Raw genomic sequence first — 26,344 nt, forward strand, 5'->3', positions numbered from 1 at the left:
GCATCGTCCTCGGACTGCGGACGACTGGAACAGACGGCTAAGCCCCCGCCGACCGAAGCGAACCGAGGAAGGTTACCTATCGAGTTCGGCGCCGCGCAAGCCGGACCCAGTGGTGCCACAATCCACAACGACCCGCTGGGTCGAGGAGGCAGGACATGAACCTCGCGTGTATGGCGCTCGTTGCGGCGCTAGTAGCTCAGGCTCCGCTCTCGGAAACCCGAGAGCAATTCGACAAGCGGATGGCTTGGTGGCGAGAAGCGCGCTTCGGCATGTTCATCCACTGGGGCCTGTACGCCGTGCCTGCCGGCGTGTGGAACGGTGAACAGGTTCCTGGCGCGGGTGAGTGGATCATGTACACGAAGCGCATCCCGCGCGAGGAGTACGAGCCCTTGCTGACCCAGTTCAACCCGGTCAAGTACGACCCCGACACATGGGTTCGGCTGGCCAAAGAAGCAGGCATGAAGTACATCGTCATCACCTCCAAGCACCACGACGGCTTCTGTCTTTGGGACAGCAAGCACACCGAGTACGACGTGATGTCCACGCCCTACGGCCGCGATCTGCTGAAGCCGCTGGCCGAGGCGTGTCGAAGACACGGAGTTCGCCTCTGTTTCTACCACTCCATCATGGACTGGCACCACCCGGATGCCAACAAGGATCGGTGGCAGGAGTATGTGGCCGTTATGAAAGCTCAGCTTCGCGAGCTTATCGAGAACTACGGACCGCTCGGCGTGCTGTGGTTCGATGGCGAGTGGGTTGCCGAGTGGACGCCGGAGCAGGGCGCCGAGCTCTACGCCGAGCTTCGCCGCCTGCAGCCGGACCTGATCATCAACAACCGCATCGGAAAGAGCCGGATGATGCCGGGTGCCGGTGGCGTGGGGGATTTCGACACGCCGGAGCAATACATCCCCGGCACGGGCCTTCCCTTCGACTGGGAGTCGTGCATGACGATGAACGACACCTGGGGCTTCAAGCTGCACGATCACAACTGGAAGTCCACCGAGACGCTCATCCGCATGTTGGCGGACACTGCTTCCAAGGGTGGGAACTTCCTGCTGAACGTGGGCCCCACTGCCGAAGGCCTAATCCCCGAGCCGAGCGTGGAGAGGCTGCGTGCCATGGGCGCGTGGTTGCGGCGGAACGGCGAGGCCATATACGGCACTGGCCCTAGCCCCTTCCGCTCGCTGCCTTGGGGCCGCTGCACCACGAAGCCCGGGAAACTGTATCTGCACGTTTTCGACTGGCCGTCCAGCGGCCGCCTGACGGTTCCCGGGTTGAAGACACCGGTGGCCCGGGCGAGGTTGCTCGCGAACGGCGTGCCCATACCAGTGACGGCCCACACTAGCGGGGTTGATCTCCTCCTGCCGTCCGCCGCGCCGGACCCGGTGAACAGCGTGATCGTGTTGGAACTGGCAGGGCGGGTGGTCGTAGAAGCCGTGCCGATCCTGCAGAGGCCGAGCGGAGTAGTGACTCTGCGAGCTGCGGAAGCAGAGATCCTCGGTGAAAGCGCACGATACGAGAAAGGCGATGGCAAGGACAACATCGGCTTCTGGACATCGCAGAAGGATAGGGTGCAGTGGCTGTTCGAGCTTCGGCGTCCGGGCCGCTATACGGTGGAGGTAGTGTATGCGTGCGAAGACGGCTCGGCAGGTTCCGAGTACGAGGTGCGCGTGGGCGAAGCGACGGTGCGCGGTCGAGTGGGCGGCACCGGCGGTTGGGCGGCGTTTCGGACGGTCACGCTGGGCGCAATCGATCTCCGGACGCCGGGCACGATGACGCTGGAGGTCCGCCCGCTGAGCAAGCCGGGGAACGCGGTGATGAACCTTCAGCTCGTCAGGTTGTCACCCGCAGACTGAGGGGCTAGGACCGCCGTGCGGCATGAACCCATGCGAGTCCGGTTAGGCCTCCCGACGGAACCTCGGCCAGTGCACTGAGAATCCGCTGCCGGAGTGCAGGCCTCTCGTCCTCCGGTGTGCGCTCGAAGAGCGCCCCGATGGGTCCGGCCGTGGCGCGAAGGCGCTCCCAGGTCTGTTCGGGACCGCCGTCTTCCCAACCCGGGACGAGCACCGGCTCTTGTGCATAGGTGCGCCAACCTGCCTCCCTGAGCGCAGCCCGAACGGCGTCCGGGTCGGCCATGTGGAAGGCGCTGGGGTCGTCTGGCCCGGGTGGGTTGAGACCCTGATGCTCGATGAGGATTCGCGAAGGGACCTCGGACCACTGGTTCTGGCTAGCGGGTCCCCAGACTGCGATGCATAGCGTCCCCTCGGGCTGCACGACTTCTGCGATTCGCTGCAAGGCCAGCCCGACATCGGCGCAGAACATGATGCCCAGCCTGGAGTAGACCGCGTTGAAAGGTCGGGGCGTGTCCACGGGGTCCTCCGCACCGATGGCCTCGAACGCGACGTTGTGTAGGTCCTCACAGGCTCGCTCTGCTGCGGCAACCATTTCCGGCGCTAGGTCCGTGCCGACGACGTAGGCTGCGTGTGCTGCGAGTACTCTGGTCAGGCCGCCCGTGCCACAAGCGACATCGAGAATGCGGCCGCCCTGGGGTGGCGGAGCCAGACGCAGCATGGTAGAGGTGATGGGCTTGTAATGGTGTTCTAGCCAATCGGCGAGTTCGAGGCAGCCGGAAGCGGCGAAGTCCCAACAGCGGCGCTGGCGCTCCAGCCATTTTTCACGAGTCGCTCTCACCGCTATTCTCTTCCTCGTCTTCCTGCCAGTAGTAGATGATGATCCGGCCGTCGGGCATCTGCTGCACTTCTTTGCGCATCTGGTTTCCTCTTGCCTGGCGAGCGCTACTCCGCGATGATTTCCACGTTGGCGCGTGGGACAACCACTTCCTCGCCGTTTTGATTCAGCTTGGCGTACAGCACACGAACGTGGGCTCCGGACTCGATCTCGCGCAGCTCCGGCGGGAGCTGTGTGACCGTTGCGAGAGCGCCGAAATACGGCTCGCGGATGATGCGAATCGGCTTGCCGATTTCCAAGGTTTGGTCCTCTACGACCTCAGCGGCTCCACGCGGCTCGGACAACGGCACGATAATCTCCGGTCGGATGACGCCGGCGCGAATCTGCGTAGCCCCATTGATTGCCGCATCGCGGCCTTCGAGCGACTTCAGCAACCGGAAGGTGCGATCGGCCATACGCAGCATTCCGAAGCCTTCAGTGATGATGAGCGTCAGGGGGATTTTCTCTTGACCCGTGATGGCGACACCGATGTCGAAGCCGAGGTACTCGATCAGGTCGGAGTCCTTAACGCCCCCGCACACGATGCCCAACGCGCCGACCTCGACCGCCCGCTTGATGCCATCGGCAAGCACGCCTGCGCCGCCCACCAGCACCTTTCCTCTGTGTTCCTCGGAGATGTGACGTGGCTCGAGGATCGTATCCGGTCCCTCGACTGGCACCGCTAGCAATCCGTGCCTTTCGCCCCCGACTCCGAAAATTCCCTGTACGAATGCTCCTTCAGTCTCGATAACAGCGCCTTCGCCCTCCATCACCTCCACGACACGGCCCATGATGTAGGCCGTCTTCTCGATGGGAATGGGCGGCTCGCGGAGCGCCATATGACCGGATGCCTTGAACAGCGACTCGAATGTACCGTCACACGGAGCGGTTACACTGGCTTTGAACAGACCGAAGAAGCCCTTCGTCTCCGCGAGAAGCTGCCCCTTGGTAACTTTGTCCCCTTCCTTGACCAGAAGGTAGTTGTGGACCTCCTTGGACTCGACGCCGAGCAGTTCGGCCAACTTCACCGTCTGGATGATGCCGGGCAACTCTGCACGGGCCACGATCTGGTCGGGCTGGACTTGGTCGCCGACCTTAACCAGCACCTGGCCCTTGATGGGAAGAAGACGGGTCTTGCGGATTACGGCCTGACCGCTGACGGTCAGGCCCGGGGTATATGCGGTTCCCAACGGATCCTCCTGACTTCCCTGGGGTGTCGCGGCACGATGCCTTCGCACCGCCCTGCGCAAGTGGGGCACCCGAAACGCCGCCGGGGCGAAGAGTGTAGCACGGGCGAAGACACCGAAGTCAAACCAGGGCTCTCCGGGCCGATGCCGTGTTATAATGCCATCGTCTCTTCTTTTGCCGCGTAGTCCCGTGCGAGCCCTGCATCACTTTCTCAGTCGGTCGGTGGTAACGGGCCCACTCGGTGAACTGCATGGCAGAGGATGCGACACTCTCGGAGTGGAGAAATGCGTCCGCATCGTGGATCCCAATGAGGTCTTCGAGCGGACGCATCACGTTGTGGGTCTGTAGTTGCGGGAGGTCCCGGCTAGTTGCTGGGCTCCGCTGCCTGGGACACGACGGGCTCGGGGGTGACCTTCTCCGGTTCAACCTGCACCGGCGTCGTGGGAGCCGCTTGGCGGGGGCCGACGTGCACGATCCGAGTCGAGGGGTTGTACCGGCTGCGCCCGAGAAAGTCCTTTCGCACCAGCTTGTCCCCATCGTAGACGTAGCGCCATGCCGCGCAGCGGAATCCTGCGCCGCCCTTCTCTACGACCTTCTGCTGGCCTGGAGCGAGCGACGGATCGGGGATCGTCTTGGTCGTGTAGCCAGAGGATATCTTGTCGGTCACCACCAGCTTGTAGGTAAGTCCGCTCGGTGGCTTCGAGCCCAGCACGCGCACCGTGAGCCGTCCTGGCTTGTACTCGGTTACGAGTGCGATGGGCCCGCCGGTATCGTTCTCGAACTTCAGGTCTTTGTTCCCGAAGTCGACGGTCGCATCGAGTCCGACGGGGACATAGCCGACGACCATCTGGTGGTTGTGGCGCTCTCGAATCTTCAGGCCGGCAAGCAGCGCCGCATTGTAGGCGGTTGAAGACACCTGACATACGCCCCCGCCGATCCCCGGCACATGGCGCCCGTTGGCAAAGATGGGGGCAATCCGGAAGCCTCGTGAGGCAGAGCGCTTGCCAACGACGGTGTTGTACGAGAAAACTTCTCCCGGCAGAAGCACCACGCCGTTGATCTCCTCTGCCGCCAGCTTGATGTTGTGGCTCCGGGAGGTCTGTCCTGCGCGAAAGCTCGTGGTCTTGCTTGCCAGTTCGTAGCGGATGGAAGCAAGCGCCTTGTCCCGTTCATTCGGTTCGGGCGGCGCGAACGGTGCCTCGACGATACGCGCACGCGTGTAGACAGCCTGTTCGAGCCGCCTTAGCGCTTCCTCTGGGTCGAATGCGCGGCCCGGGTCGCCGTGCACGACCGAAATGGCGCCATCCACGTACAGGATGCGCGGTTTGCCGCGCGGGCGGTCATAGCGCGACATTTTCTTGACGAAATCGGCAAACGGCTGGTCCTCGACCACCCAGCGCAAACACTCCTCGGCAGAGATGGTCTTGCCAGGCCGGTTGGCCGGTACCCGGAACATCTTCACTCGCCGGGTCGCTGCGTCCAGGGAGGCTCTTGCGTCGACTCGAAGGCCAACCTCGTATGGAGAAACGGAGATAGTCGGCGTTGTGACGTCCGGCACCGACACTCGTATGCTCTCACGAAGCCTGGACTCCCAGTGGCGAAGGAGTTCGGTCTCGGCTTGGTCGCGGGTCAGGCCACCCACCGGAACGTCCGCTATGACGGTGCTGCTGGGGAAGCGCGGAGCCACCAGGGCCAGCCCAGCAGCACCGCCCACGGCGCCACAGGCCACGCACAACAGACCCCACAGCAGATATCGCTTCACGACTGTTCCACTCTACCTAGCTTCGCCTACGACTCCAGCTTCCAGGTCGTTCCAGTAGCCGAGTCCTCCAGAACGATGCCCAGTTGCTTCAGGTCCTCACGAACCATATCGGCGAGTTCGTATTGCTTCTGCTGTCGTAGCCTTGCTCTCCATGCAATCGCTTTCTCAATCAGACCACTGATCAGCTCGTCCGAGTGCGCGTTGGCACCCGAGTCGAGAGGCAACCCGAGGATGCCGGTCATGAAGCGTATCGCCTCGAGCAGCGACACGACTGATCTAGCCGCGTCCGGGTCCTCCGATGGGCTCGGTGCTTCGGAGAGCAGTTGGTTTAGCGCGCTGACTGCCTCGAACAGCGGTGCCAGCGCCTGTGCCGTGTTGAAATCGTCGTCCATAGCGGCCGAGAAGCGATCGATATAGGAGTTCGCGGCATCTGACGGCTCCGGCTTGCTGTCTCCGAGCCACCTAACTGCGTTGCGAACCGCGTTCTGGATGCGGCGGACGCCCGCCTCGGCCTGGTCCACGCGGTCGTAGCCAAACTCGAGTTCCGAGGTGTACGAGGTGCCGAGCAGGAACAAGCGGATGGCGCCGGGCGAATACCGGTCCACCACGTCGCGGAGCGCGGTCACGTTGCCGGTGGACTTGGACATCTTTTCGCCGCCGAGGGTTACCCGCCCCCAGTGCATCCAGTAGCGTGCGAAGGGACGACCGTCCAGATAGGCTTCCGACTGCGCGATCTCGTTCTCGTGGTGCGGGAACTTCAGGTCCGCGCCGCCCGCATGGATGTCGAAGCCCGGGCCGAGATACTTGATGCTTAGGGCGGAGCACTCGATGTGCCATCCCGGTCGGCCGGGGCCCCACGGGCTGTCCCAACTGGGTTCACCCGGCTTGGCTGCCTTCCACAGAGCGAAGTCCTTCGGGTCACGTTTGCGCTCGTCCACGGCCAGGCGCGCGCCTGCGATCATGTCGTCCGTCTTGCGCCCCGACAGCTTTCCGTACTGCTCGAACTTCTCCACCGAGTAATACACGTCACCGTCGAGCTCGTATGCGTATCCCTTCTCGATAAGGCGCTGAACCATCTCGATGATGGAATCCATGTTCTCGGTGACATACACCCACTTCGCCGGGATGACGCCGAGCTGTTCGAGGTCGTGGAGGTACTTCTCGCCGTACTTGCGTGCGACGTCCGCGGCTGATATACCTTCTTCCGCCGCACGGTTGATGATTTTGTCGTCCACATCGGTGAAGTTCTGGACGAACTCAACCTCATACCCTCGGTGGATGAACCAGCGGCGAACGGCATCGAAGAAGACCGCGCCACGCATGTGTCCCAGATGCGCGGGAGCCTGTGGCGTGAGGCCGCAGGCATAGATGGTGACCTTGCCTGGATCACGCGGGACGAACTCGGTCTTGGTGCGGGTCAGCGAGTTGTAGATCTTTATTTGCGCCATAACCTCGGACGGCGGCCGTTCGTTTCGGCAACGTCCTCGAGTCTCTGCTCGAGTTGCCTGATCCGCTCCGCGAGTTCGAGAATGGTCTCGTCCTCGGGGTCCAAGCGGTTCAGGACGTTGTCCATCACCGGCTCCTCCTGCGGAACCTTTCCGCCGTCGCGGATTATGACGCGTCCCGGTACTCCGACCACGGTGCAGTTCGGCGGCACGTCCTTGTTCACGACAGCGTTCGCACCGATTCTACAATGGTCGCCAATCGTAACGGGTCCTATGATCTTCGCGCCCATGCCGATCAGGACGCTGTTCCCAATGGTGGGGTGGCGCTTGGTTTTCTCCAGCGAGGTCCCGCCCAGGGTGACGCTGTGGTAGATGAGGCAGTCGTCGCCCACTTCGGCCGTCTCGCCGATGACGATTCCCATGCCGTGATCGATGAACACCCGTCGCCCGATCTTGGCCGCGGGATGGATCTCCACGCCGGTAAGGCTGCGGGATATGTTGGAGTACATTCTTGCCAGTGTCTTCAGACCGAGGCGCCATAGCGCGTGGGCCGTTCGGTAGTGCCAGATGGCCCAAAGACCAGGATATGTGAGCACCTCGAGGAGGTTCCGCGCCGCCGGGTCCTTGCGGAATACGGTTCGGATGTCTTCGGCCGCCATGCGGAAGATGTTCATTCGCTAGCCTCTGAGAAGGCAGGAAGTATACCAATCGAAACGTGCTTGGCCCTGCTTCCGGTAGCACGCGTCCCGGGACCTGCTGCCCACCCACCGGTCCTTCTCGGCCGCCCGGAACGAACCCTCGCCCTTGCGAAGGAGGGGAGGGAATGCATAATCTCAACCCAAAGTCCACAAATCTTCAGGAATAGACTGCAACCAGATTGACTTTTCGCATGTATCGATCTATGATTGTGCAGAGGAGGGTTGAGAGATGCACAAGCAACCCAGCAAGTGCCCGGTGTGCGACGGGGCCTTTCATATTTCGGAACTGACATGTGACGTCTGCCACTCCGTGCTGCGAGGCGAGTTCGCGCCGTCTCGATTCGAGCGACTGGACAAGGACCAGGCCAACTTTTTGGAGGTGTTCCTTCGCTGCCGAGGCGTGCTGAACAGCGTCGAGCGAGAACTCGGGATTTCCTATCCCACCGTGCGCTCGCGTCTGGACGCCCTACTCGAGGCGTTGGGTCTGACGCCCGCGTCTGCACAGGAATCCGATGTGCGCCCCGCCGAGAAGGCCAAAGCTCGGCTGGAGATCCTCGACAAGTTGGAAAAGGGCGAGATCGCCCCGGACGAAGCAGCGGCCGCGCTGCGCAACCTGAAATAGGGAGAGAGAACGATGCGTGAAGAGATACAGCGTATCACGCAGATGGTCCAAGATGGCAAGCTGACCCCCGAAGAGGCGAGCGACCTCATTGAGGCCATCACCGCCGGCTCACGAACCGAGCGCGCCGAAGGAGAAGAGCGAGAGGAAGGGGCTCGCCGCGACACGTTCGACGAACTGTTCAAAGCCGTGGATCGCGTGACCCGTGACGCGATGGAGAGGGTCAACTGGCCCGAAATCGCTGAGAAGATCCGCAGCGCCACGCGTACCGGTTGGGACCGCATCAAGACGGACCTGGAGCAAGTGGGCCGCGGCGACTGGAAGAACCTCTTCGGCCGCCACACCGAGGAGAAGAAGCAGGAACTGGAACTGGACATAGAGCCCGGCGCCACCCTGCGCTTCGATCTGCCAAACGGCGACGTGAAGGTGATCGGAGGCTCCTCCGATCCGAAGGTGGTTGCGCGCGCCGAGATCCGCGGCAAAGACGAAGAGGAAACGCGCAGGCGGGCCGATGCTTGGACACTGCTGTTGGAGCAGACCGGCGACGAAGCCGTGCTGAAAATCCCCGGACAGGGTTCCGGCACCGTGCACACCGATCTCGAGGTGTATGTGCCCGCGGGCGTCAAGCTAGACGTGAAGACTGCCTCGGGCGATGTCGAAATCCGCAACACGCGTGCCGCCGTGAAGCTCACCACACACAGTGGAAATTGCTCCATCAGTGGCGCAGCTGATAGGCTGACTGTGGTCGCCACCTCGGGCGATGTGTCCGTCAAAGAGTTCGATGGCACGCAGATGACGGTGGAGACGCGCTCGGGCGATATCAGCCTGAACGAAGTGCACGCCAACATCAATGTGCGCACGGCCAGCGGCGACCTTTCGCTGAACAAGGTGACGGGCGATGCAATCTCGGCGGAGGCGATCAGCGGCGACGTGGACGTGGTGTTCGCAGAACCGTTCGACGGCGCGTGCAACCTGCGGGCCGTGAACGGGGACATTCACATCGCTGCGCCCGATGGGTCGTCCTGCCGGGTGATTCTGTCTTCTATCAGCGGCGAGGTATCCAGCGGCGTGTCGCTGCGGGACGAGATTCGGTCCGAGAAACGCCTGACCGGCACGCTGGGCGACGGCGACGGCTCACTGGACGCCAGCGCCATTAGCGGCGACGTCTCGCTGGAGATGAAGTCGTCGGCGTAGCAGTGCTGGAGTTGGTGGCCGGGGTGCAGTACATGTCGGCGTAATGTTCGCTGGAAACAGTGCCCTCGGTGCTGCAAGCCATCTAAGATCGGCCGGCGGGGGGTGAACTCCCGCCGGCCGCCACGTCTGTACCGCCCACCATCTCGAGTGGGACGCCCCGGTATAGTGGTTAGTCAACGGTGAAGACGACCTTGCCGCACTCGCCCTTCGTGATGAGCTCCATCGCTTTGTCGAACTCGGTGTAGTGCAGGTGGTGAGTGATCACCGAGCGGATATCGAGCCTGCCCGATGATAGAAGCTCGCCCATTTGGTCCCAAGTCTCCCACAGCCTGCGCCCCACGATACCTTGCAGTTCCAACCCCTTGAAGATCACCTTGTCCATGTCCACTGTCAGGTTCATGGGGAAGATGCCGAGCATGCTGATGCGGCCGCCCGCACGCGTACACTCCACCGCCTGCTCGAATGCCTGCGGGTGCCCCGACATCTCCAGTGCGACGTCCACGCCGACGCCGCCCGTGGCATCGTACACCTGCTTCACTACGTCATCTCTTGTTGGGTTCAGGAGCAGGTCAGCACCCACTGCTTCTGCCATCGCTAGCCGATAGTCACTAACTTCCGTGACGATGACCTTACCGCTGCCACAGGCTTTAGCAATCGCCACGGAGAAGAGGCCGATGGGTCCCATGCCGAGAACGAGCACGCTGCGTCCTTCGATCGGTCCAGCCAGAGTGGTATGCACCGCGTTGCCGAGAGGGTCCTGCACGGTAGCCACCTCGGGTGGCACGGTGGTATCGGTAACCCGCGCGTTGGCCTCCGGCACTACCAGCCAGGGCGCGAAGCACCCATCGATGTCCACCCCGATGATGCGCGTGTTAGCGCACACGTGCCCTTGCCCCGCCCGACACTGCACGCACTCACCACACACGATGTGCGACTCTCCCGCAACGAAGTCGCCTACGCGAACGCGCTCCACACCCTCGCCGACCTCCTCGACGATGCCACACCACTCGTGGCCGATTACGCGTGGAGGGCGGATGCGACCGGCGGCCCAGGGGTCCCACTTCCAGATGTGATAGTCGGTCCCGCAGATGCTCGTTCTCTGAACTCGGACCTTGACTGTGCCAGGGGTGACGGAGGGCTCGGGGACATCAATAAGGTCGCAGCCGGGGGCGGGCTGCGTTTTGGCAATGGCTTTCACGCGGATCGGTTCTCCTTCTGCACCCATTGTACTCGCCGTCGCTGAACCGCGGCGGCACGGGCCCGGGAAGGACACCCGAATGCTGTAAGATGTGATCTGTGGAGCGACGACGGCAGCTTCTGCCCAACCATGACTTTCGCGAGGCCCTGAACGGCTGGGAGACGATGGGTAAGGGTGCCACACTGGTGCGTTCGGGAGGCGCCCGGCTTCTCGTGCTGTTGAGTGACGAAGCGGAGCCTGCGGTCATCACGTCCAGCCCCATCGAGGTGGTACCCGGTGCGACCTACCGGCTCGGTGCTCATGCCGAGCGCCTGGAAGGAAGCGCAGCCTTGCGGGTAGCCTGGATCGGTGAACGAGCCTCTGATACCGCAGGATCGGCCATACCATTAGTCTCTTTGCATTGCGTGCAGGAAGTGGACGCTCCTCGATGGGCCAGATACGCCATCGTCGGCGTCGGCACGCTGGCTGGCTCGTTAGCCCTCCGCTCGATCAGCTTTGAAGCGGTCGGGCCGAGACTGGCGGTCTCCGAGTTCGATACCCCACAGCCGGTGGTACAGGTCGGACGGGTGGCGGGGCTCCGGTGCGTGGTGACCAACACGGGGAGCGAGGCCCTGGAGCATCCGGTCGCCGAGTTGCGCGCAGGCCGCGAGCTACTTGCCCCCGGCGTGGAACCAGAGAAAACGCTGCCAAACCTGCTTCCTGGAGAGAGTGCGGTCGCGGAGTGGGGAATCGCACCATACGAGCCGGGGCTATTCGGCGCGGTTGTTCGCGTCCGTGGGGGAGGCATCGCGGTCGAGTGCGGTACCGACGTGGTTGCTAGCAATCCGCCGATCCGGTCAGAGCCTCGACATCGAGGCGTATGGACTCGGCGCTCGATCATTTCGGTGGCTACGGCCAGCTTCCGCGTGGTTCTTCCTCGGTCCGAACTGGGGTTTGGAGCCGGGCAGTTCGAGCTGGGTGATCCGTTGCACTTCGCGGGATGGGTCAGGTCCCTGGCGACGGCGGTGGGCGAGCCAGGGGAACCGCCGCGCGCGCTCTACGGCAAGCGCTCACGGGTCGAAGGCACGTCGCTCACGATGAGCAATCACGACCAGTGGGCGGCATGGGTCATTTCAGCCACTCCCAGGCCGGAGCGCTCGCGACTGGCGCTGTTTTGCCGATACGAAGCCAAAGAGGCACACCGGCTGACCGGATTACAAGGCCCGAGCATCTGCCTGCCGGATGGTGCTGAGCCGGCCGACTACGCCGAGTCGGAGACCGGCTGCGCAATGACATTGAAGCTGGGCCGTACTCACTATGGGATTGCCGTCCACTGGCCCAAGCACGACGCCTCGGACGGTAGAGTCGTGGTGTCACGAGGGCGAAACGGGCGCCTGCACGGCATGCTGGTCCTCGCCCGCCAAACGCTGCGGCCCGGAGTGGACCTGACACTCGCTCAGGAACTATGGATGGGTCGAGCCCAGAGCGCGCAAGAGGCCCTGGAACGCTGAGTCACTAGGACGCTTACGGCCCGAGCAAACCGGTATTGTCCTTTACCGCGGGCGGTTTCGAGGTCGCCTTCTCCTCGGTGCCCGACTTCGCGGGGACCAGGATGGGTCCGCTAAAGGTACTGACCGCGCCGTTCACGTAGGTGAGGACGAGCCGGTAGTATGCTGCTTCCTTCGGCGGCTCCTTGCTGAACGAAATCGGCAGCTTCTCGAAACGGTGCCGAAGCACTTCCTTCTTGCTCTTGTCCAGAAGCACAACGTAGGCCCCACTGAGGAACTCGCTGCGCCCGTCCCACACGATGGACAGCTTGCCATCCGCTGCGACTTCGACATCCAGAGTCTCGGACATCCTGGGCACGATGTTCCGCAGGTAGGGGTCGGACAGCCAGCCGGCAGCAATCGCCCGCCGATTCGCCTCTTCCAAATCAAACGGGCCGGGCACTATGTCCACGGTATACGGGCCCCAGCGGTTGTCCTGAATGATCGTGTTGGGACCGACCGGCTCGAACGCCTGACCATGAGCCACCATGAGACCGATGAGCAGTAAGCCGACCCCTGCGATGCCTCGTCTCACTTCGCACCTCCCGGAGATTGCGGTAATGCTGTATCCATTGTAATTGGACGCGAAAGCCGATCTTCGGTTCCGCGAAGGCCGGAGATGCGTCATTGTCGGTGCCACCGAGCCTCGACGAAGAAATCGTAGGATAAGCAGGAATCTTTGGCATGACTAGATAATTATATTTTTCACATACTAGGGTGCTCGGGCAGGACCCACGAAGACCTGACTGCCGGTGAACCCCCCATTACAGGAGCAAAGGTCATGCGAAGTAAGAGACAGGCGAGCACGGGCGTTTCGCTCGCGCTGCTCGCCTTGAGCATTTGCACCGCAGCGGCGGCGCAAGATCGTGGCAGCACGGATCGTTCTGTCCCGGACTGGGTCAACCGGATCTCGATCTCAGGACGCGCGTTCCTTCGGTACAGCTACGAGCTGGACTCTTCCAAGGACGACTTCAACGAGTTCTCCGTGGACCGGGTGTACTTGACGTTCAGGTCCAAAGTCTCGGAGAAGAGCACGGTGCAATACACGCTCGAGGGCGGCGAGATCCGTGATGCTGATTATCGTCTGTCCGACGGCAACCTCGAGAAGGTCTCGACTTCGATGGACGTTCAGACGAAGTATTTCTTCTTCGAGGTCACGGATGCGCTCTATCGCACGGGCTTCGTGCGCGTTGGGCAGGCACCGCAGCCCTGGGTACCGTTCCAGGAAGACCTCTGGGGCTATCGCGTGCAGGGCACGGTGTTTTCGGACCGCTCCGGCTACTTGAGCTCCACGGACCTCGGACTTAGCTTCGGCGGGACGATCCCAGACGGCTACGGCAGTTGGCACGGGGCGTTCGTGAACGGAGAAGGCTGGAAGAGCCCAGAGCGCGGCAAGCACAAGGACTTCCACTTTCGGGCTACGGTGTACCCATTCGCGAAGAGCCCTGAGGCGGTCAAGAACCTTTTCGTGTCTGGATTTTTTTCGACCGGTGCGTACGACGACGTAAGCGCAGGGCCGCGCGATCGCGAGCGCGCAATCGGGCAGATCGGCTATCGGAAGGCGGGCTCGGTCTACCTTGGGGCGGAGTACCTGTGGGCGTCCGACCCCGCAGACAAGATGAAAGCTCGATACCCGAGCCTCGCAGCGCGATCCGGTCAGATTTCCGATGCACGGGGCTACTCGGTATATGGTGTCTTGAATGTAGGCGTGTTAGGCAGAGGGGCCGACGCGGCGAAGTGGGACATCTTAGCGCGCTTCGACAACCTAGACCCCGACAACGAGATAGCAGACAACGACGTCGAGCGCTGGATTGTCGGTGTCAGTCACCGGTTCAGCTCGAATGTGCTCGCCCTACTGGATTACGAGACCGTGGAGTATGCAAGCGGAGCGGGCAAGCCCGACGAGCGACGCATTTCGTTGCGGGCCGACATAAAGTTCTAAAGGAGACGGATGATGGATAAGCACTCTTCCACTGCGGCCCCTGAGAGCCGCGCACGAGGGGGTCCTCGTTCGCGGGACACCGTCATGACACGTCGTGAGATGAACCGCACTCTGCTGAAGATGGGAGCCGGAGCCCTTGCGGCGGCGCTCGGCGCGACCTCTGTCGTCAAGGCTGCTTCTAGCATCACCAACACTGCGTCATCCGTTCGCACGAAGCGACGCTACGGCATGGTGATAGATGTGCTTCGTTGCGTGGGGTGTCGGTCTTGTGTCGCGGCGTGCAAGATGGAAAACAGGACGCCACCTGGTGTGGCATACAACAAGGTGACGGAGACTTACTTGGGCAAGATGCGTAATGACAGGCCTGTCTTCCTGACGCAGCCGTGCTTTCACTGTGAGAAGCCGGCGTGCTTGCCGGTGTGCCCCGTAAAACCCAAGGCTGCCACGTACAAGCGGGCGGTGGACGGGATCGTGGTCGTGGACTACGATCTATGTATCGGCTGTCAGGCGTGCGTGGAAGCATGCCCGTATGGGGCGAGGTCGTTCGACGAAGGCGACAACTACATCGTTTTCGAGTCGAGCGAGGTGTTCGCACGCGTGCCTTCACCCGAGTACGATCAGTATCGGCTGCGCAAGGAAGACGAGCCACCGATCTACACTGCGCGCAAGTGCACGTTCTGCTTGCATCTTCAGGATGAGAACGGCATGTACTCCAAGAAGGAAGGGCGGTGGCCGGCTTGTGCCAAGACCTGCACCGGTCACGCCATCCACTTCGGCGATTTCAACGATCCGGACAGCGAGGTATCGAGGCTCCTCATGTCCGGCCGAAAGAGGGTGCGACTCCATGAGTCACTCGGTCTCGAGCCGAATGTCTACTACCTGCTGTAACGACAAACGCGCGACCTCATAGTGAGAGGGGAGGAAACCACGATGTACGTATATGATGAGAAGATCGGTCGCAGGATGTTTTTGAAGACCGCGACCGCTGCTGCCACACTGGGAGCCGTGGCAGGACGAACCCAAGACCCTGTTCTGCCCGAGAACCGATCGCACTCCCGCAATGCGGAGGGACGGCGACAGTGGGGGCGTGAGGCCGGGGAGTGGATCCCCACTTGCTGCAACATGTGCGGGGGACAGTCCGGCATACTGGTCCAGGTGATAGACGGGATCGTGACCAAGATCGAACCCAACCACTGGAACCCTAACAACTACTCGAACATCTCTACGGACTTCTTCGAAGGGTACACGGAGCAGTACGGGTGTTCGGAAGGTGCCTCTATCTGTGCGAAGGGGCACGCCGGCATCATGCAGCTCTACGACCCAGACCGCGTGAAAACGCCGCTGAAACGTGGCAATCCGGACAAGTTCCCGGGCGCTGACCCGAAGTGGCAGGAGATCAGCTGGGACCAGGCGCTTTCGGAGATCGCTGCGAAGATGAAAGGCTTGCGTGATGCCGGCGAAGCGCATAAGTTGTTATGGATCAGTGAAGACCACTCCTTCACCCACATCCAGCAAGACTTCTGCAAGCTATACGGTACACCGAACTACGGTATGCACTCTAACCTGTGCGACGTAGCTCGAAAGGCATCTTTCAAGTCGGTGATGGGACACGACAGACCGATCGCGGACTTCATTCAGTCGAAGTACATTCTGCTGTTCGGCTGGAACCCGACCAGCGCAATCAAGTGGGTGTATTTGCCTCGCATCCTCACCCGAGGCATCGAGCGGGGTGCGAAATTGGTCGTGGTGGACCCGTACCTGTCCGACACTGCAGCAAAGGCGCACGAGTGGGTTGCGATTCGCCCCGGCACTGACGGTGCGTTGGCACTCGCGATGTGTCATGTTATCATCGCTGAGCGGCTCTACGACGAGCAGTTTGTGAAGACCTGGACCACGGGCTTCGATCAGTTCGCTACGCACGTTCGTGACAAGTCGCCTGGCTGGGCGGCAGAGATCACAGGCATCCCGGCGGACACGATTGAGCGACTGGCACGCGAGGTTGCGACAACGAAGCCAGCATGCGTAGACGTTTGGAGCGGGCCGGGCCAGCACAGCAACGGGGTCCAAGGCGGACGAGCCATTGCGGCACTGGCCGCACTCATCGGCGGCTACGACCGGCCAGGCACAATGATCATTCCGGACAAGCAGGGCAACAAGCACGTAGAAGTCGTGCCCGACGAGGTGGCAAAGAGCACCCTGTCTCAGCCGAGGTTCGACGAGTTGAGCCAGTATCCCTTGGGCCATAGCTCCGGTGTGTACTGCAAGCTCTTCGAGAACCTAGCGGAGGACAAGGGTCCCTACAAGCCCAAGATGCTGATGTGCATCTTCCAGAACCCCATGATGGCGGTACCGGGGAGTCAGGTAGTTACCAAGGCTCTTGCTAAACTGGAGACGCTCGTTGTCGTTGACACCATGATGAGCGAGACGGCGCTATTCGCAGATTACGTGCTGCCAGGAACTACCTATTTGGAGCGATACGATCTGAACACCCACTGGGTCACCTGGCCAGTGCTGGGTCTACGACAGCCCGTTGTGAAGCCCATTTTCGGCCAACTCGCAGAGTACGAGACCGTCGTTGCACTCGGTCGAAGAATCGGGCTCCGTGACGGTGGAGGCAAGGATTTCTTCACGATTGGGCCAACGACGAAGCAACCGATCAGCGATTTAACAGCATGGTACGAGGATTACCTCTCCAACGAGCTGCTCCAGGGGGCCCCGAAGATCAGCCTTTCGCAGCTAAAGGAGCTTGCAGGTGCCGTGTGGGTCTCGCCGAAGGGCACTGCATACGAAAAGTACGGTGCGCCGTTGTCCGATGCGCAGCTCGAGAATGCCTGGTTCGACGGCGAGCGCAACAGTGAGGGAACCGCAATATACGATAAGCCCAAAGACAGCGGTGGGAAGCGGATCGGAACAGTCGTTGGTAGTCGTGCAGTGAAGGGCTTCGGAACCCCGAGTGGGAAAATCGAGTTCTTCTCCAAGAGCCTCGACGGCAAAGTAGATGCCACGGGCAAGCCGATCAACCCTCTGCCCGCGTACGAGCCAAGAGATTGGCAACCTTCCGCGGATTATCCCTACTACCTTATCAACTGGAAGGAAGCGAGCCATACGCACTCACGCACCCAAAACAACCAACTGCTACTCGAGATTAAGCCGAGCAATCCGCTGGTAGTCCATCCGAGTACCGCGGCCAAGCACGGCCTGAAGACGGGTGATGCAGTGATGGTGATTTCACCACACGGTCGCACCAAGGCAACCGTACTCGTTTCCGAACGTATCCACCCAGAGGTCGTAGGTCTACAACACGGCTTCGGACATACTGCGCTAGGAAGAAACGCCAAGGGGCGCGGAACCTCGGACTCCTACCTGCGTCCGGCGAAGGCCGACCCTTTGTCGGGACAGGCACTCCACAAGGAAGCATGCGTTAAGCTAGTGAAGATACCGTAGTACCGCGGCCCACGCGCCGGGGTGTTGCGTAAGTGCACGTGATACCCCGGGTGTCGGTCCTGGCAGTTGCGGCTGCAGATAGACGCCGACGCCTGCCCCAAGTCCGCCGCGAAGCGGTACGGAGGGGCGGGGCAAGCCGCATTCGGTGCTCCAAACCGTGCCGACGCTGCCGAGTAGACGCGCTGCACAACCACGTCTGCCCTTCGTTGCCTCGGTCGATCATTCTTCGGGTGGCCGGTGGAGGTCGCGCCTTTGCACGCGAAAGCGTGCTGCTCGGTGCGAGTCGCGAACGGACGGCTGACGCAGCAGCGGGTCGGGGGCGGCGGTGTGTCGAACCTGCCTCGCTAACCAGCATGCGGGACCAGTCACGTGGCGCACGTGGCCAGCCCGTCCACTGATTCCGGCGGCTGTCTTTGGCGCCCGGCCTAATGTTGCCACAGGGTGATTGCTGCGGGGTAGAATCGGCGGGCTTCGGGGCCTCCTCTGCCTCGCACCACACCACCTAGAAGTGGCGGCAGCGAATTGACTGCTTGGCGGGCCAGCGTGAGGTCGGACGCGGTCTTCGACCCACCCCCCGTGGGCGTGTCGGAAGGACGAGGCTCCGGGTTCCTGTTGCTGCGAATTGCCTGACGTCGAGCGGCGAGAAGTGCAGCGTTGATGGCGGCGGTAGCTCAGTGGTAGAGCACCTGACTGTGGCTCAGGGGGTCGCGGGTTCGAGACCCGTTCGCCGCCCCAAGATTCAGGTTCAAATGTGAGCTTCCAGCTGCTCTTTGGCGACCCATTCCTGCCCTCCTGACAGCCAAGTTGACAGCCAAGCCGAAAGCACTCTGTGGAATGCGCAGTACAGGGTGGACAAACCAGGGGATCAGTGGGGTGTGCGGTAGGTTCGGTAACAAGGGGCTAACCCCCTGAGCCCGCGCTATGCGCCGGTGCGGGAGACTGCCGGTCGCAGCACTCTGTCCATTGAGGCGGCCGCCTCGCGTTGCACCTCAGGCATCACGTGGCTGTAGAGGTCCATGGTCATCGAGATGTTGTTGTGGCCGAGAATCTCCATGACGACCCTTGGGTGGACGTGTTGCGCAAGCATCAGGCTAGCGCAGGCGTGCCGCAAGTCGTGGAACCGAATGCGCGGAAGTCCTGCCCGCTCCAGGAGTTCGTGGAAGGCCTTTCGGGCGTTGCGCGGCTCCAGCGGTGTTCCCTTCCTTGTCGTGAAGATGAGCCCTGTGTCCACCCAACCGTCGGCGGCCAGTAGACGCTCCTCATACTGCCGCACCTTCCGCTCGCGCAGTGCCTCGACTGCCACTTCCGGCAGGGCGATCGTGCGCCTCGAGCGCTTCGTCTTCGGCTCGACTAACACCACCTTGCCGCCGATCCGCTGTACCTGCTGCCTCACCGTGATGGTACCCTTCTCAAACTCCACGTCAGACCACGAGAGACCGAGCCCTTCACCCAATCTCAGCCCTACTGCGAGCGCGGCAGTGAACAACGCTTCAAGCCGATCGCCCTTGACCGCCTCGAGCAGCTTCTGTGCGTCGTCAGGCGATAGGGGCCGGACCTCATGGCGCTCCACTCTTGGCGCCGGCACCAGTAGCGCGACGTTTCTTGGCACCAAGCCCCAGCGCACCGCGACGTTGAGCGCAATCACTAACACGGTGCGGATGTACTCCACCGTCCTAGGGGACAACCCGCTCTGCAGCTTCCGGTTGAGTAGTGCCTGCACGCGCTGCGGCGAGAGGTCTCCGAGTTTGGTGCGACCAAAGTCGGGCACGAGGTGCTTCCTAACTACTAGCTCGTAGCTTTCGAAGGTACGAGCCCGGACGGTTGGCCTCGCCGTCTCCCACACCCAACTTGTTAGGTACTGCTCGACCGTCTGGCAACTTGGCGCTGCCGGAAGGCCCTGCTGGTAGTTCCTGAGCGCCTCGGTTAGCTTCTCTTGGACTTCCTTGCGGGTGCGACCTAGGAAGAAGTGCTTCCGCTTCCGCTTCCGTTTCCCACCTTGCCAGCCAAGGTTGATGGACGCGCACCACGGTTCGCTGGTGGATGCTGCCTTCTCCGTGACCACGTCTGCTCACCTAACCTGCCTCCTCCGTCGCGTGCCTATAAGGTGGGAACAGCAGGCGCCGCTTGGCTCTGTGGAAGTCCCTGCGGAAGTTGCTCTCCTGCCCGTACTTCCAGCCCTTCGTTGCCCCGTACTCGGCGTTCCAGGCGAGCATTCGCTCTCCCAACGGCTCATCGGACGGGCGACCAAGGACGAACGCCACCAGCGTCAGGTGTTTCGCGCTCAGCGGCCTGTAGCGCTTGCCCAGCACCTTGCTGCGCCAAGAGGCGTAAAGCGCAGCCACCTCGGAAGGGCTGAGTGTCGGGTCAAGCTCCAGCTTGATACGCGTCCTGGTGACAGTTAGTGCCACGCCTGCCAGCTCACCCATCAGCGCCGCTGTGTGCGTTTTGAGACGAGTGGTGTCGCCCGTTCCGAAGCCGAAGGTGCGAGTGACACTGGCGCTCGAGTAGTAGGGAGCGAACCCGGTCAGCACGAAGGTTGCTGCAGTGCTCTTTGCCCACCCATAGTCCTTAGAGAGCTCCTCCGAGAGCTGGCGGAGCCTGTCCAGAACGCCCCCTGCCTCGACCGCGTGACGGTAGATCTCAAAGTCCGGCGGGCAAGCTACCTCCAGAAAGGCAACGTGAGTCCTATGAGCACCATGCCCGGGGCCTAGCTCAAGCGGCGGCTCCACATACCAGCCAGCCTTCCCATGCATCACGTCGGCATCTTGAGGAACCGGAATCGAGTCGAGCCAGATTGTCGGTGGCCCTTCTTCACGGCCACGCTCACGGACCCAGTCTACGGCCTTCTCGGGCGCCAGCAGTTCGCCATTGAGGACCTCGCTACGAAAGCTCTGGACCTCAGTCTCAGCCTCCGCGATCTGAGCAAGCAGAAGGCGAAGCGCGTCTCCGCGAAGACCCCGTAGGTCGGCTGACTTTCCCTCCCTTCGCAGTTCCCCCGTGCCCTGGGCGTCGCGAGCGCGGCCAGCATAGACCTCGCGCGTCCTCCGAATCCAATTGACAAGTTCGTTCACGTTCTTCATTCCGTGCCGACACTCGAGGGCCAGGTCAGAGTCGTCTACCCATGCCCATTCCTCGTCGGGCACGCTAGAGCCCAGGAGGAGCTCGACCTGGTCTCGAAACGAATCTCGCTGCTTCATTTTATGACCTCAGTAAACGTGTCTGATACAATCCAAGCGTCAGTCGAGTGCTAAGCCATTATACACGACGGAAGACGTGTTTGATCCATTCAGTACTGGCTCAAACTCAGGAGGTGACCATGGACAAACTTCTTCTCAGGGTTTGCGAGGCCGCGGAAGTCGCGAGTGTCTGCCGCTCGAAGGCCTACGAGTTGGCCGCGTCGGGCGAGTGGCCGACGGTTCGAATTGGTCGCTCGGTGCGGGTCCACGGCCCTGAGCTTCTCGCGTGGATAGATGCGAGAGTCCGCTCGGAGGGCTTGGAGTGCGGGGCTGCCGGCGAGCGATCCGCTGGCATGGAGGCGCATCAGCGTGGGAACTCCTCAGCAAGTTGAGACCTCGACGCTCCAACGCGTCCTCGAAGCAGCGGAGGCGCACGGCAGGTCACCGCGTAGATTCGGTGAACGCTACATGGCCTTCTCTCCGCTTCGCGATGAGAAGCGCAGGTCGGTGTCGATCGGTCTGGGCGATGGCGGCAAGGTGCTCATCCACGACTTCGGTGGCGGTGACACGGAGGCGACCGTCCAGACCTGGGGTCTGACGATGAGCGATCTCTTCCCGCAGAGTAACGATGGTGCTCGCAGGAGGGTGGGGGGGCGCCTGTCCCCTCCGAAACGCGCGCAACGGTGCAACACCCCCTTGGGTTGACGCTCGAGCAGTACGCCGAGGCGAAAGGGCTGCCGCAGGAGTTCCTGTGCAAGATCGGTCTCTGCACCGCGAGGCACCAGAAGCAGCCCGCCGTCGAGATGCCCTACACGGATGAGGAGGGGACGGTCGTCGCTAAACGGTACAGGACCTCTCTCGAACGCGGAGAGGACATCGACAACCGGTTTCGGTGGCGGCGGGGAGACAAGCCGCGCCTGTATGGACTTGGCCGACTGGAGACAGCTCGACAGGCGGGCTTTATTGTCTTGGTCGAAGGCGAAAGCGACTGCCACACGCTGTGGTTCGCAGGGTTACCGGCTCTCGGTGTTCCAGGCGCAACGATGTGGCGCGACGAGTGGGCGACGTGCTTCGGCGGAATCCGAAAGGTGTATCTCGTTGTCGAGCCGGACGAGGGTGGCCACAAACTCCGTGCTGACGTATCGGCTTCGGCACTCAGAGACCGCCTGTACCTGGTTCACCTGCCAGGCTGCAAGGACCCATCAGAGCTCCATCTCGCCGACCCGCAGGGCTTCCGTGAGAGGTTCCGCGTCGTGCTTGAGCAGGCAACGCCACTCCGGCACGAGCTAGAGGCGGAAGCGAAGTCGCACTGGGAGGCTGCGTGGGAGCAGTGCCAGCTTCTGGCTGCGCACCCAGACATCCTTGAGCGCTTCGCCCAGGATCTCAAGGCATCAGGTTTCGCAGGCGACACGAACGTGGCAAAACTGCTCTTCCTCGTGCTCATCACGCGACTGCTTGACCGACCCGTCTCGGCGGCGATCAAGGGCCCTAGTTCAGCCGGCAAGAGCTTCGTCATCGAACAGGTTCTCAAGTTCTTCCCCACCAGCACTCACTACACACTCACCGCGATGTCTGAGAGAGCGCTTGCGTACTCCAAGGAGCCATTGGCGCACCGCTTCCTGGTGATCATCGAGGCGACGGGCATGTCCGGTGACATGCAGAGCTACCTAGTGCGCTCCCTACTCAGCGAAGGCCGTCTTCGCTATGAAACGGTTGAGAAGACAGGCAAAGGACTCCAGCCTCGCGTCATCGAGCGGGAGGGCCCAACCGGCTTGATCGTCACCACGACGGCCGTGAAGTTGCATCCGGAGAACGAGACACGGTTCTTCTCCTTAACCGTGACCGACACGACCGAGCAGACCCGGCTGGTGTTGCTTGCACAAGCGCAGGAACCTGGGAGCGCGATCGTGGATCACGCACCTTGGCATGCTCTTCAGGAGTGGTTGGACAGCGCCGAACGCACGGCGATCATCCCGTACGCCAGCGCAATAGCGCGTCTCCTACCAACACATGCAGTTCGCCTGCGAAGGGACTTCCCGGCTCTGCTGAGCCTTATCCGAGCACATGCGTTGTTGCACCAAGCAGGTCGAGAGAAGGACACACAGGGCGCGGTCATCGCGGCGCTCAGTGACTACGACATGGTACGAGCGCTAGTCAAGGAGGCCTTCTCAGAGGGCATAGAGGCGGCCGTTCCCAAGGCCGTGCGGGAGACGGTAGAGGCGCTAGAGGAACTGACGGACGAGGAGGGTGGTGCAGAGGGGACAGTGAGTGTGTCACGCCTAGCCCAGCATCTCGGCCTCGACAAGACCACAGTCAGCCGCCGCGTCAAGAGGGCCACCGACCTCGGTTTCGTGGTGAACGATGAGGAGCAGAAGGGGAAGCCGGCAAAGCTGCATCCTGCGGAGCCGATGCCCGCCGACCGCGATGTCCTGCCAACGGCAGGCGAGGTCGAGGAGGAGTGTTGCACTGTTGCATGGAACACCAGGCGGTTATCCCTGCCGATTGCCATGCAACAGTGCAACACCCCTCGCCGGGCCCCGACGTAGGGAAGCCGAAACCCTACATCACAGAGAATGGCGAGCTAAGGATCCCCTTCACTTCGGACCGCAGGTACTGGTGGTGGGCGGGTGGTCAGAGCGTTCGGGAGACGCTGGTGGAGCTGGGTGCCTCCCCCGAGGTCTGGCGGAACTACACCTCCGACCCCTATCCCGAATCGCTGAACGGGCACGATGCAAAGCAAGGTGGCAAGAATGGCAGAGACGACTGAAGCACCCGGATGCCGGGTCATCAACGACAAGCTGGAGATGGTAGCGGTTGCTGACCTGAAGCTTCATCCGCGCAATCCACGCCGGGGCGACGTGGGGGCCATTCAGGAGAGCATCGAGGAGAACGGCTTCTACGGCGCCGTCGTGGCGCAGCGCTCAACCGCCTACGTGCTTGCGGGCAACCACAGGCTGAAGGCAGCGATCGAGGCAGGCATGGAACACGTGCCCGTGTTCTGGGTGGATGTTGACGACGACAGGGCGCTTCGCATCCTCCTAGCCGACAACAGAACGAACGACTTAGCGGGCTACGACGACGAGACGCTGGCCAGGCTCCTCAAGGAACTGCAGGAGGGCGAGATCGGCTTTTTGGGAACCGGGTACGACACTAATGCTCTCGACGAGTTGCTCAAGGAGTTGGGCGAGCCCGATCTGCCATTGAAGGAAGACCCGGGCGCAGAGCTCGCCAAGGCGGAGGAACTTCAAATCAAGTGGAAGACGGAGCGAGGCCAGTTGTGGCTCATCGGGGAGCACCGACTGCTATGTGGCGACTCGACGAACGAGGGCGATGTCCGAAGGCTGATGGACGGAAAGCGCGCCCAGTTGTTTGCGACCGACCCACCGTATTTGGTGGACTACGACGGCACCAACCATCCCTCCAGCTGGGAAGACAAGAAGCTGGTGAAAGCCGGGAGGAAGAAGGACAAGAACAAGGACTGGTCGGACAGCTATGGCAAGACCTGGGATGATGCGACCCAGGGCGAAGGGCTCTACGACGGCTTTGTCAGGGTAGCCGTGGAGCTAGCGATCGACGACAACGCTGCCTGGTACTGCTGGCATGCTCAGCGCAACCAGGCGATGCTGGAGAGGGTCTGGCTTCGGCACGGCGCCTTCTGGCACCAGACCATTGTGTGGGTCAAGACCTGCCCCGTCCTCGGCTACTCCTATTACATGAACAAGTCTGAAAGCTGCGCATTCGGATGGGTGCGAGGGCATGAGCCTCCCCGCGTAGCAAGCGACTTCCCGCCGAACGTCTGGGAGTTCCCGAATCGCGGCGAGGGCCACGACGACGTCGAGCACCCGACCGTCAAGCCGGCGGGCGTGTTTACGATCCCGATGCTTCAGCATACCAAGCCCGGCGATCTGTGCTACGAGCCGTTCGCAGGCAGCGGGACCCAGCTTGTCGCGGCAGAGCAGCTTGGGAGGGTGTGCTGCGCGATGGAGATCGAGCCGAAGTACGTCGCCGTGGCGCTAGAGAGGCTCTCAGGTATGGGTCTAGACCCGAAGCTGGCAGGACCCTAGAGGTGCATTGAAATGCGCGAGAATGCACAGCAGAGGGGCAGGAAGGGCGACGCCGAGATGATCGCCGCCCTCGCGATCGGCAGGACCGCGCGCGATGCCGCCGCTCTTGCCAGCGTGAATGAAGCCACCGTGCATCGGCGTATGAAGGACCCGGAGTTCATGCGGCAAGTGTCGGACTTGCGCGACCAGATGTTCCGGGAGACTGCCGGCTCGCTCGCACGATCTACGGGCGCAGCAGTCGTCACCTTGGTCGGTCTCATGAAGGACGGCACTCCCAACGTGAAGCTTGGGGCGGCACGCACGATCCTCGAGTACTCCACACGCTTTGCCGAGACGCTAGAGCTCGCAGAGCGGATCGCAAGCGTCGAGGAGCGGCTTGCGGCGCGAGGTGATCGGAATGGTAAGGGCTAGCTCTGCGCTGAAGAAGAGGCTTGAGGGTCTGGAGCAGCGGCTGCCCGCACCGAGAGTCGAGAAGCCGCAGCCTATGCATCCTACGTATGCTGCGCACCTCTTCGCCGCGACGGCCTGCATGAGGCCGTGGGGTGACTTCGACGACCCGACTCCATGCAATCGCTGCAGCTATCCCGATGAGCGGGCGGCGTGCGTCGCGTTCTGGAGCGGATATCACGTCAACCCGGTGGGTGAGAGGACCGGACCCGCAACCGACCGAGCCACGGCAGAGCGCATGGCGGACCTCGCATGGGACCTGCTCCCGGAGGTAGCCGAGGCGCATCATCCCCTCAGCGAGCACCGCGAGTCGTACCTCGCAACGCACTGGGGCGATTGCCCTCGAGACGACGAGTACATCCGCCACTCGTGGCTCACCTCCTACGGCGAGCGCGGACTAGCGAATGTGCTGAGCGAGGCGATCACCTGCAGGCTCGAGAAGAGGCCTGTAGCGGATCCCAGGCTCGATGAGCTCACCCATCTGGTGATGATGGTGATGGGGCCGATCAGCCTCGGCGGCTACAAGGGCCTCGCTGAGCGATGGGGACTTGCTAACCCAGAGCCAACCGATATACACAGACCGAGGCCCTCGGAGGAGCATGCGACGGAGTGACCTGCGCTTGGTCACGATAATGGACGTTCCCGTGACCAAAGGGGTTGTGCCAAGGAGGCAGCAATGGTCCGTTTGAGCAAGGAACTGGTTCGGCGCGTTCAAGCGATCGAGTCCAAGATGCCCACGCCTATGACCGTCGTCCTGACACCCACTCAGAGGCAGAACATAGAGGCGACTATTGGGCTGGCAGTGTGGGACAACCTCTCTCGCGGCTTGCTCCAGGTTGCCGTTCTCGACGGCGAGAGAGGTTGTCCCACACTGCCAGCCCAATAGTCGCCTCTATGTTCTGCCTCTGAGTGGG

General features: G+C 62.1%; 23 protein-coding genes, 1 tRNA gene and 1 pseudogene. 16 read left to right on the top strand and 9 right to left on the bottom strand.

The genetic code is table 11. The annotated features are described in order from the left end of the window. Nucleotides 1–155 precede the first annotated feature (155 nt). Nucleotides 156–1,856 carry an alpha-L-fucosidase gene (locus HRF45_09285; protein MEP0766717.1) on the top strand — a complete coding sequence of 567 codons (1,701 nt, stop codon included), beginning with the start codon at nt 156–158 and terminating at the stop codon, nt 1,854–1,856. Between the two features lie 4 nt (nt 1,857–1,860). Here HRF45_09285 and HRF45_09290 read toward each other — a convergent pair whose 3' ends face one another. From HRF45_09290 to cysE, 5 genes are all read right to left on the bottom strand, one after another. Further along, nucleotides 1,861–2,691: a class I SAM-dependent methyltransferase gene (locus HRF45_09290; protein MEP0766718.1), complete on the bottom strand. Its 831-nt coding sequence runs from the start codon at nt 2,689–2,691 to the stop codon at nt 1,861–1,863. Nucleotides 2,692–2,795: 104 nt separating this feature from the next. After that, nucleotides 2,796–3,917 carry a hypothetical protein gene (locus tag HRF45_09295; protein ID MEP0766719.1) on the bottom strand — a complete coding sequence of 374 codons (1,122 nt, stop codon included), beginning with the start codon at nt 3,915–3,917 and terminating at the stop codon, nt 2,796–2,798. 362 nt (nt 3,918–4,279) lie between these two features. Beyond that, on the bottom strand, nt 4,280–5,677 hold the full coding sequence (locus HRF45_09300; protein ID MEP0766720.1) for a VanW family protein: 1,398 nt from the start codon (nt 5,675–5,677) through the stop codon (nt 4,280–4,282). Between the two features lie 26 nt (nt 5,678–5,703). Continuing rightward, nucleotides 5,704–7,116 (bottom strand): cysteine--tRNA ligase, encoded by a 1,413-nt coding sequence (locus HRF45_09305; GenBank protein MEP0766721.1) that lies wholly within the window; start codon nt 7,114–7,116, stop codon nt 5,704–5,706. Then, nucleotides 7,113–7,796, bottom strand: coding sequence for a serine O-acetyltransferase (cysE, locus tag HRF45_09310; GenBank protein ID MEP0766722.1), 684 nt, complete (start codon nt 7,794–7,796; stop codon nt 7,113–7,115). The genes HRF45_09305 and cysE overlap by 4 nt, the downstream gene beginning before the upstream one ends. A gap of 253 nt (nt 7,797–8,049) precedes the next feature. On the opposite strand from cysE, the gene HRF45_09315 reads away from it, so the two are divergent. Together HRF45_09315 and HRF45_09320 are read left to right on the top strand one after the other, a co-directional pair. Then, nucleotides 8,050–8,442, top strand: coding sequence for a DUF2089 domain-containing protein (locus HRF45_09315; GenBank protein MEP0766723.1), 393 nt, complete (start codon nt 8,050–8,052; stop codon nt 8,440–8,442). Between the two features lie 12 nt (nt 8,443–8,454). After that, nucleotides 8,455–9,633, top strand: a complete 1,179-nt coding sequence (locus tag HRF45_09320; GenBank protein ID MEP0766724.1) for a DUF4097 family beta strand repeat protein — start codon at nt 8,455–8,457, stop codon at nt 9,631–9,633. Between the two features lie 169 nt (nt 9,634–9,802). On the opposite strand, the gene tdh is transcribed toward HRF45_09320, so the two are convergent. Beyond that, nucleotides 9,803–10,858, bottom strand: a complete 1,056-nt coding sequence (gene tdh, locus HRF45_09325) for an L-threonine 3-dehydrogenase (protein ID MEP0766725.1) — start codon at nt 10,856–10,858, stop codon at nt 9,803–9,805. 71 nt (nt 10,859–10,929) lie between these two features. Here tdh and HRF45_09330 point away from each other — a divergent pair, with 71 nt between their 5' ends. Further along, nucleotides 10,930–12,321, top strand: coding sequence for a hypothetical protein (locus tag HRF45_09330; protein ID MEP0766726.1), 1,392 nt, complete (start codon nt 10,930–10,932; stop codon nt 12,319–12,321). Between the two features lie 13 nt (nt 12,322–12,334). On the opposite strand, the gene HRF45_09335 is transcribed toward HRF45_09330, so the two are convergent. Further along, on the bottom strand, nt 12,335–12,892 hold the full coding sequence (locus tag HRF45_09335; protein MEP0766727.1) for a hypothetical protein: 558 nt from the start codon (nt 12,890–12,892) through the stop codon (nt 12,335–12,337). Between the two features lie 246 nt (nt 12,893–13,138). On the opposite strand from HRF45_09335, the gene HRF45_09340 reads away from it, so the two are divergent. The 4 genes from HRF45_09340 (at nt 13,139) to HRF45_09355 (ending at nt 18,478) form a co-directional block, all read left to right on the top strand. Beyond that, complete coding sequence (locus tag HRF45_09340) at nt 13,139–14,299, top strand: hypothetical protein (protein MEP0766728.1); 1,161 nt, start codon at nt 13,139–13,141, stop codon at nt 14,297–14,299. Between the two features lie 120 nt (nt 14,300–14,419). Beyond that, on the top strand, nt 14,420–15,187 hold the full coding sequence (locus HRF45_09345; GenBank protein MEP0766729.1) for a 4Fe-4S dicluster domain-containing protein: 768 nt from the start codon (nt 14,420–14,422) through the stop codon (nt 15,185–15,187). Nucleotides 15,188–15,229: 42 nt separating this feature from the next. Then, nucleotides 15,230–17,743 (top strand): molybdopterin-dependent oxidoreductase, encoded by a 2,514-nt coding sequence (locus tag HRF45_09350; GenBank protein MEP0766730.1) that lies wholly within the window; start codon nt 15,230–15,232, stop codon nt 17,741–17,743. Between the two features lie 660 nt (nt 17,744–18,403). Beyond that, a tRNA-His gene (locus HRF45_09355) sits at nt 18,404–18,478 on the top strand. Nucleotides 18,479–18,662: 184 nt separating this feature from the next. Here HRF45_09355 and HRF45_09360 read toward each other — a convergent pair. Both HRF45_09360 and HRF45_09365 read right to left on the bottom strand, forming a co-directional pair. After that, nucleotides 18,663–19,815: pseudogene (locus HRF45_09360) on the bottom strand (site-specific integrase). Further along, nucleotides 19,816–20,940 carry a hypothetical protein gene (locus tag HRF45_09365; GenBank protein MEP0766731.1) on the bottom strand — a complete coding sequence of 375 codons (1,125 nt, stop codon included), beginning with the start codon at nt 20,938–20,940 and terminating at the stop codon, nt 19,816–19,818. Between the two features lie 119 nt (nt 20,941–21,059). Here HRF45_09365 and HRF45_09370 point away from each other — a divergent pair, with 119 nt between their 5' ends. The 8 genes from HRF45_09370 (at nt 21,060) to HRF45_09405 (ending at nt 26,316) form a co-directional block, all read left to right on the top strand. Then, nucleotides 21,060–21,311, top strand: a complete 252-nt coding sequence (locus HRF45_09370; GenBank protein ID MEP0766732.1) for a helix-turn-helix domain-containing protein — start codon at nt 21,060–21,062, stop codon at nt 21,309–21,311. A 115-nt stretch (nt 21,312–21,426) separates the two neighbouring features. After that, nucleotides 21,427–21,624 carry a hypothetical protein gene (locus HRF45_09375; protein ID MEP0766733.1) on the top strand — a complete coding sequence of 66 codons (198 nt, stop codon included), beginning with the start codon at nt 21,427–21,429 and terminating at the stop codon, nt 21,622–21,624. Further along, entirely contained in the window at nt 21,603–23,465 is a 1,863-nt protein-coding gene (locus HRF45_09380) for a MarR family transcriptional regulator (GenBank protein MEP0766734.1), read from the top strand. The genes HRF45_09375 and HRF45_09380 overlap by 22 nt, the downstream gene beginning before the upstream one ends. Then, nucleotides 23,435–23,686 (top strand): hypothetical protein, encoded by a 252-nt coding sequence (locus tag HRF45_09385; GenBank protein ID MEP0766735.1) that lies wholly within the window; start codon nt 23,435–23,437, stop codon nt 23,684–23,686. The genes HRF45_09380 and HRF45_09385 overlap by 31 nt, the downstream gene beginning before the upstream one ends. Then, nucleotides 23,670–24,983 carry a ParB N-terminal domain-containing protein gene (locus HRF45_09390; GenBank protein ID MEP0766736.1) on the top strand — a complete coding sequence of 438 codons (1,314 nt, stop codon included), beginning with the start codon at nt 23,670–23,672 and terminating at the stop codon, nt 24,981–24,983. The genes HRF45_09385 and HRF45_09390 overlap by 17 nt, the downstream gene beginning before the upstream one ends. 12 nt (nt 24,984–24,995) lie before the next feature. Further along, nucleotides 24,996–25,394: a hypothetical protein gene (locus tag HRF45_09395; GenBank protein ID MEP0766737.1), complete on the top strand. Its 399-nt coding sequence runs from the start codon at nt 24,996–24,998 to the stop codon at nt 25,392–25,394. After that, nucleotides 25,381–26,043 (top strand): hypothetical protein, encoded by a 663-nt coding sequence (locus HRF45_09400; GenBank protein ID MEP0766738.1) that lies wholly within the window; start codon nt 25,381–25,383, stop codon nt 26,041–26,043. Before HRF45_09395 ends, HRF45_09400 begins: the two co-directional genes overlap by 14 nt. Nucleotides 26,044–26,106: 63 nt before the next feature. Further along, a complete protein-coding gene (locus HRF45_09405; protein MEP0766739.1) occupies nt 26,107–26,316 on the top strand; it encodes a hypothetical protein in 210 nt (69 codons plus the stop codon). The last annotated feature ends 28 nt before the right edge of the window (nt 26,317–26,344 follow it).

It is taken from the genome of Fimbriimonadia bacterium (assembly GCA_039961735.1).
Lineage (GTDB): Bacteria > Armatimonadota > Fimbriimonadia > Fimbriimonadales > JABRVX01 > JABRVX01.

Coding starts and splice junctions, on each gene's coding strand:
- HRF45_09365 (MEP0766731.1), bottom strand. CDS start 20,940: ATGAAGCAGCGAGATTCGTTTCGAGACCAGGTCGAGCTCCTCCTGGGC.
- tdh (MEP0766725.1), bottom strand. CDS start 10,858: ATGGGTGCAGAAGGAGAACCGATCCGCGTGAAAGCCATTGCCAAAACG.
- HRF45_09405 (MEP0766739.1), top strand. CDS start 26,107: ATGGTCCGTTTGAGCAAGGAACTGGTTCGGCGCGTTCAAGCGATCGAG.
- HRF45_09370 (MEP0766732.1), top strand. CDS start 21,060: ATGGACAAACTTCTTCTCAGGGTTTGCGAGGCCGCGGAAGTCGCGAGT.
- HRF45_09400 (MEP0766738.1), top strand. CDS start 25,381: ATGGTAAGGGCTAGCTCTGCGCTGAAGAAGAGGCTTGAGGGTCTGGAG.
- cysE (MEP0766722.1), bottom strand. CDS start 7,796: ATGAACATCTTCCGCATGGCGGCCGAAGACATCCGAACCGTATTCCGC.
- HRF45_09395 (MEP0766737.1), top strand. CDS start 24,996: ATGCGCGAGAATGCACAGCAGAGGGGCAGGAAGGGCGACGCCGAGATG.
- HRF45_09350 (MEP0766730.1), top strand. CDS start 15,230: ATGTACGTATATGATGAGAAGATCGGTCGCAGGATGTTTTTGAAGACC.
- HRF45_09320 (MEP0766724.1), top strand. CDS start 8,455: ATGCGTGAAGAGATACAGCGTATCACGCAGATGGTCCAAGATGGCAAG.
- HRF45_09390 (MEP0766736.1), top strand. CDS start 23,670: ATGGCAGAGACGACTGAAGCACCCGGATGCCGGGTCATCAACGACAAG.
- HRF45_09345 (MEP0766729.1), top strand. CDS start 14,420: ATGGGAGCCGGAGCCCTTGCGGCGGCGCTCGGCGCGACCTCTGTCGTC.
- HRF45_09285 (MEP0766717.1), top strand. CDS start 156: ATGAACCTCGCGTGTATGGCGCTCGTTGCGGCGCTAGTAGCTCAGGCT.
- HRF45_09340 (MEP0766728.1), top strand. CDS start 13,139: ATGCGAAGTAAGAGACAGGCGAGCACGGGCGTTTCGCTCGCGCTGCTC.
- HRF45_09315 (MEP0766723.1), top strand. CDS start 8,050: ATGCACAAGCAACCCAGCAAGTGCCCGGTGTGCGACGGGGCCTTTCAT.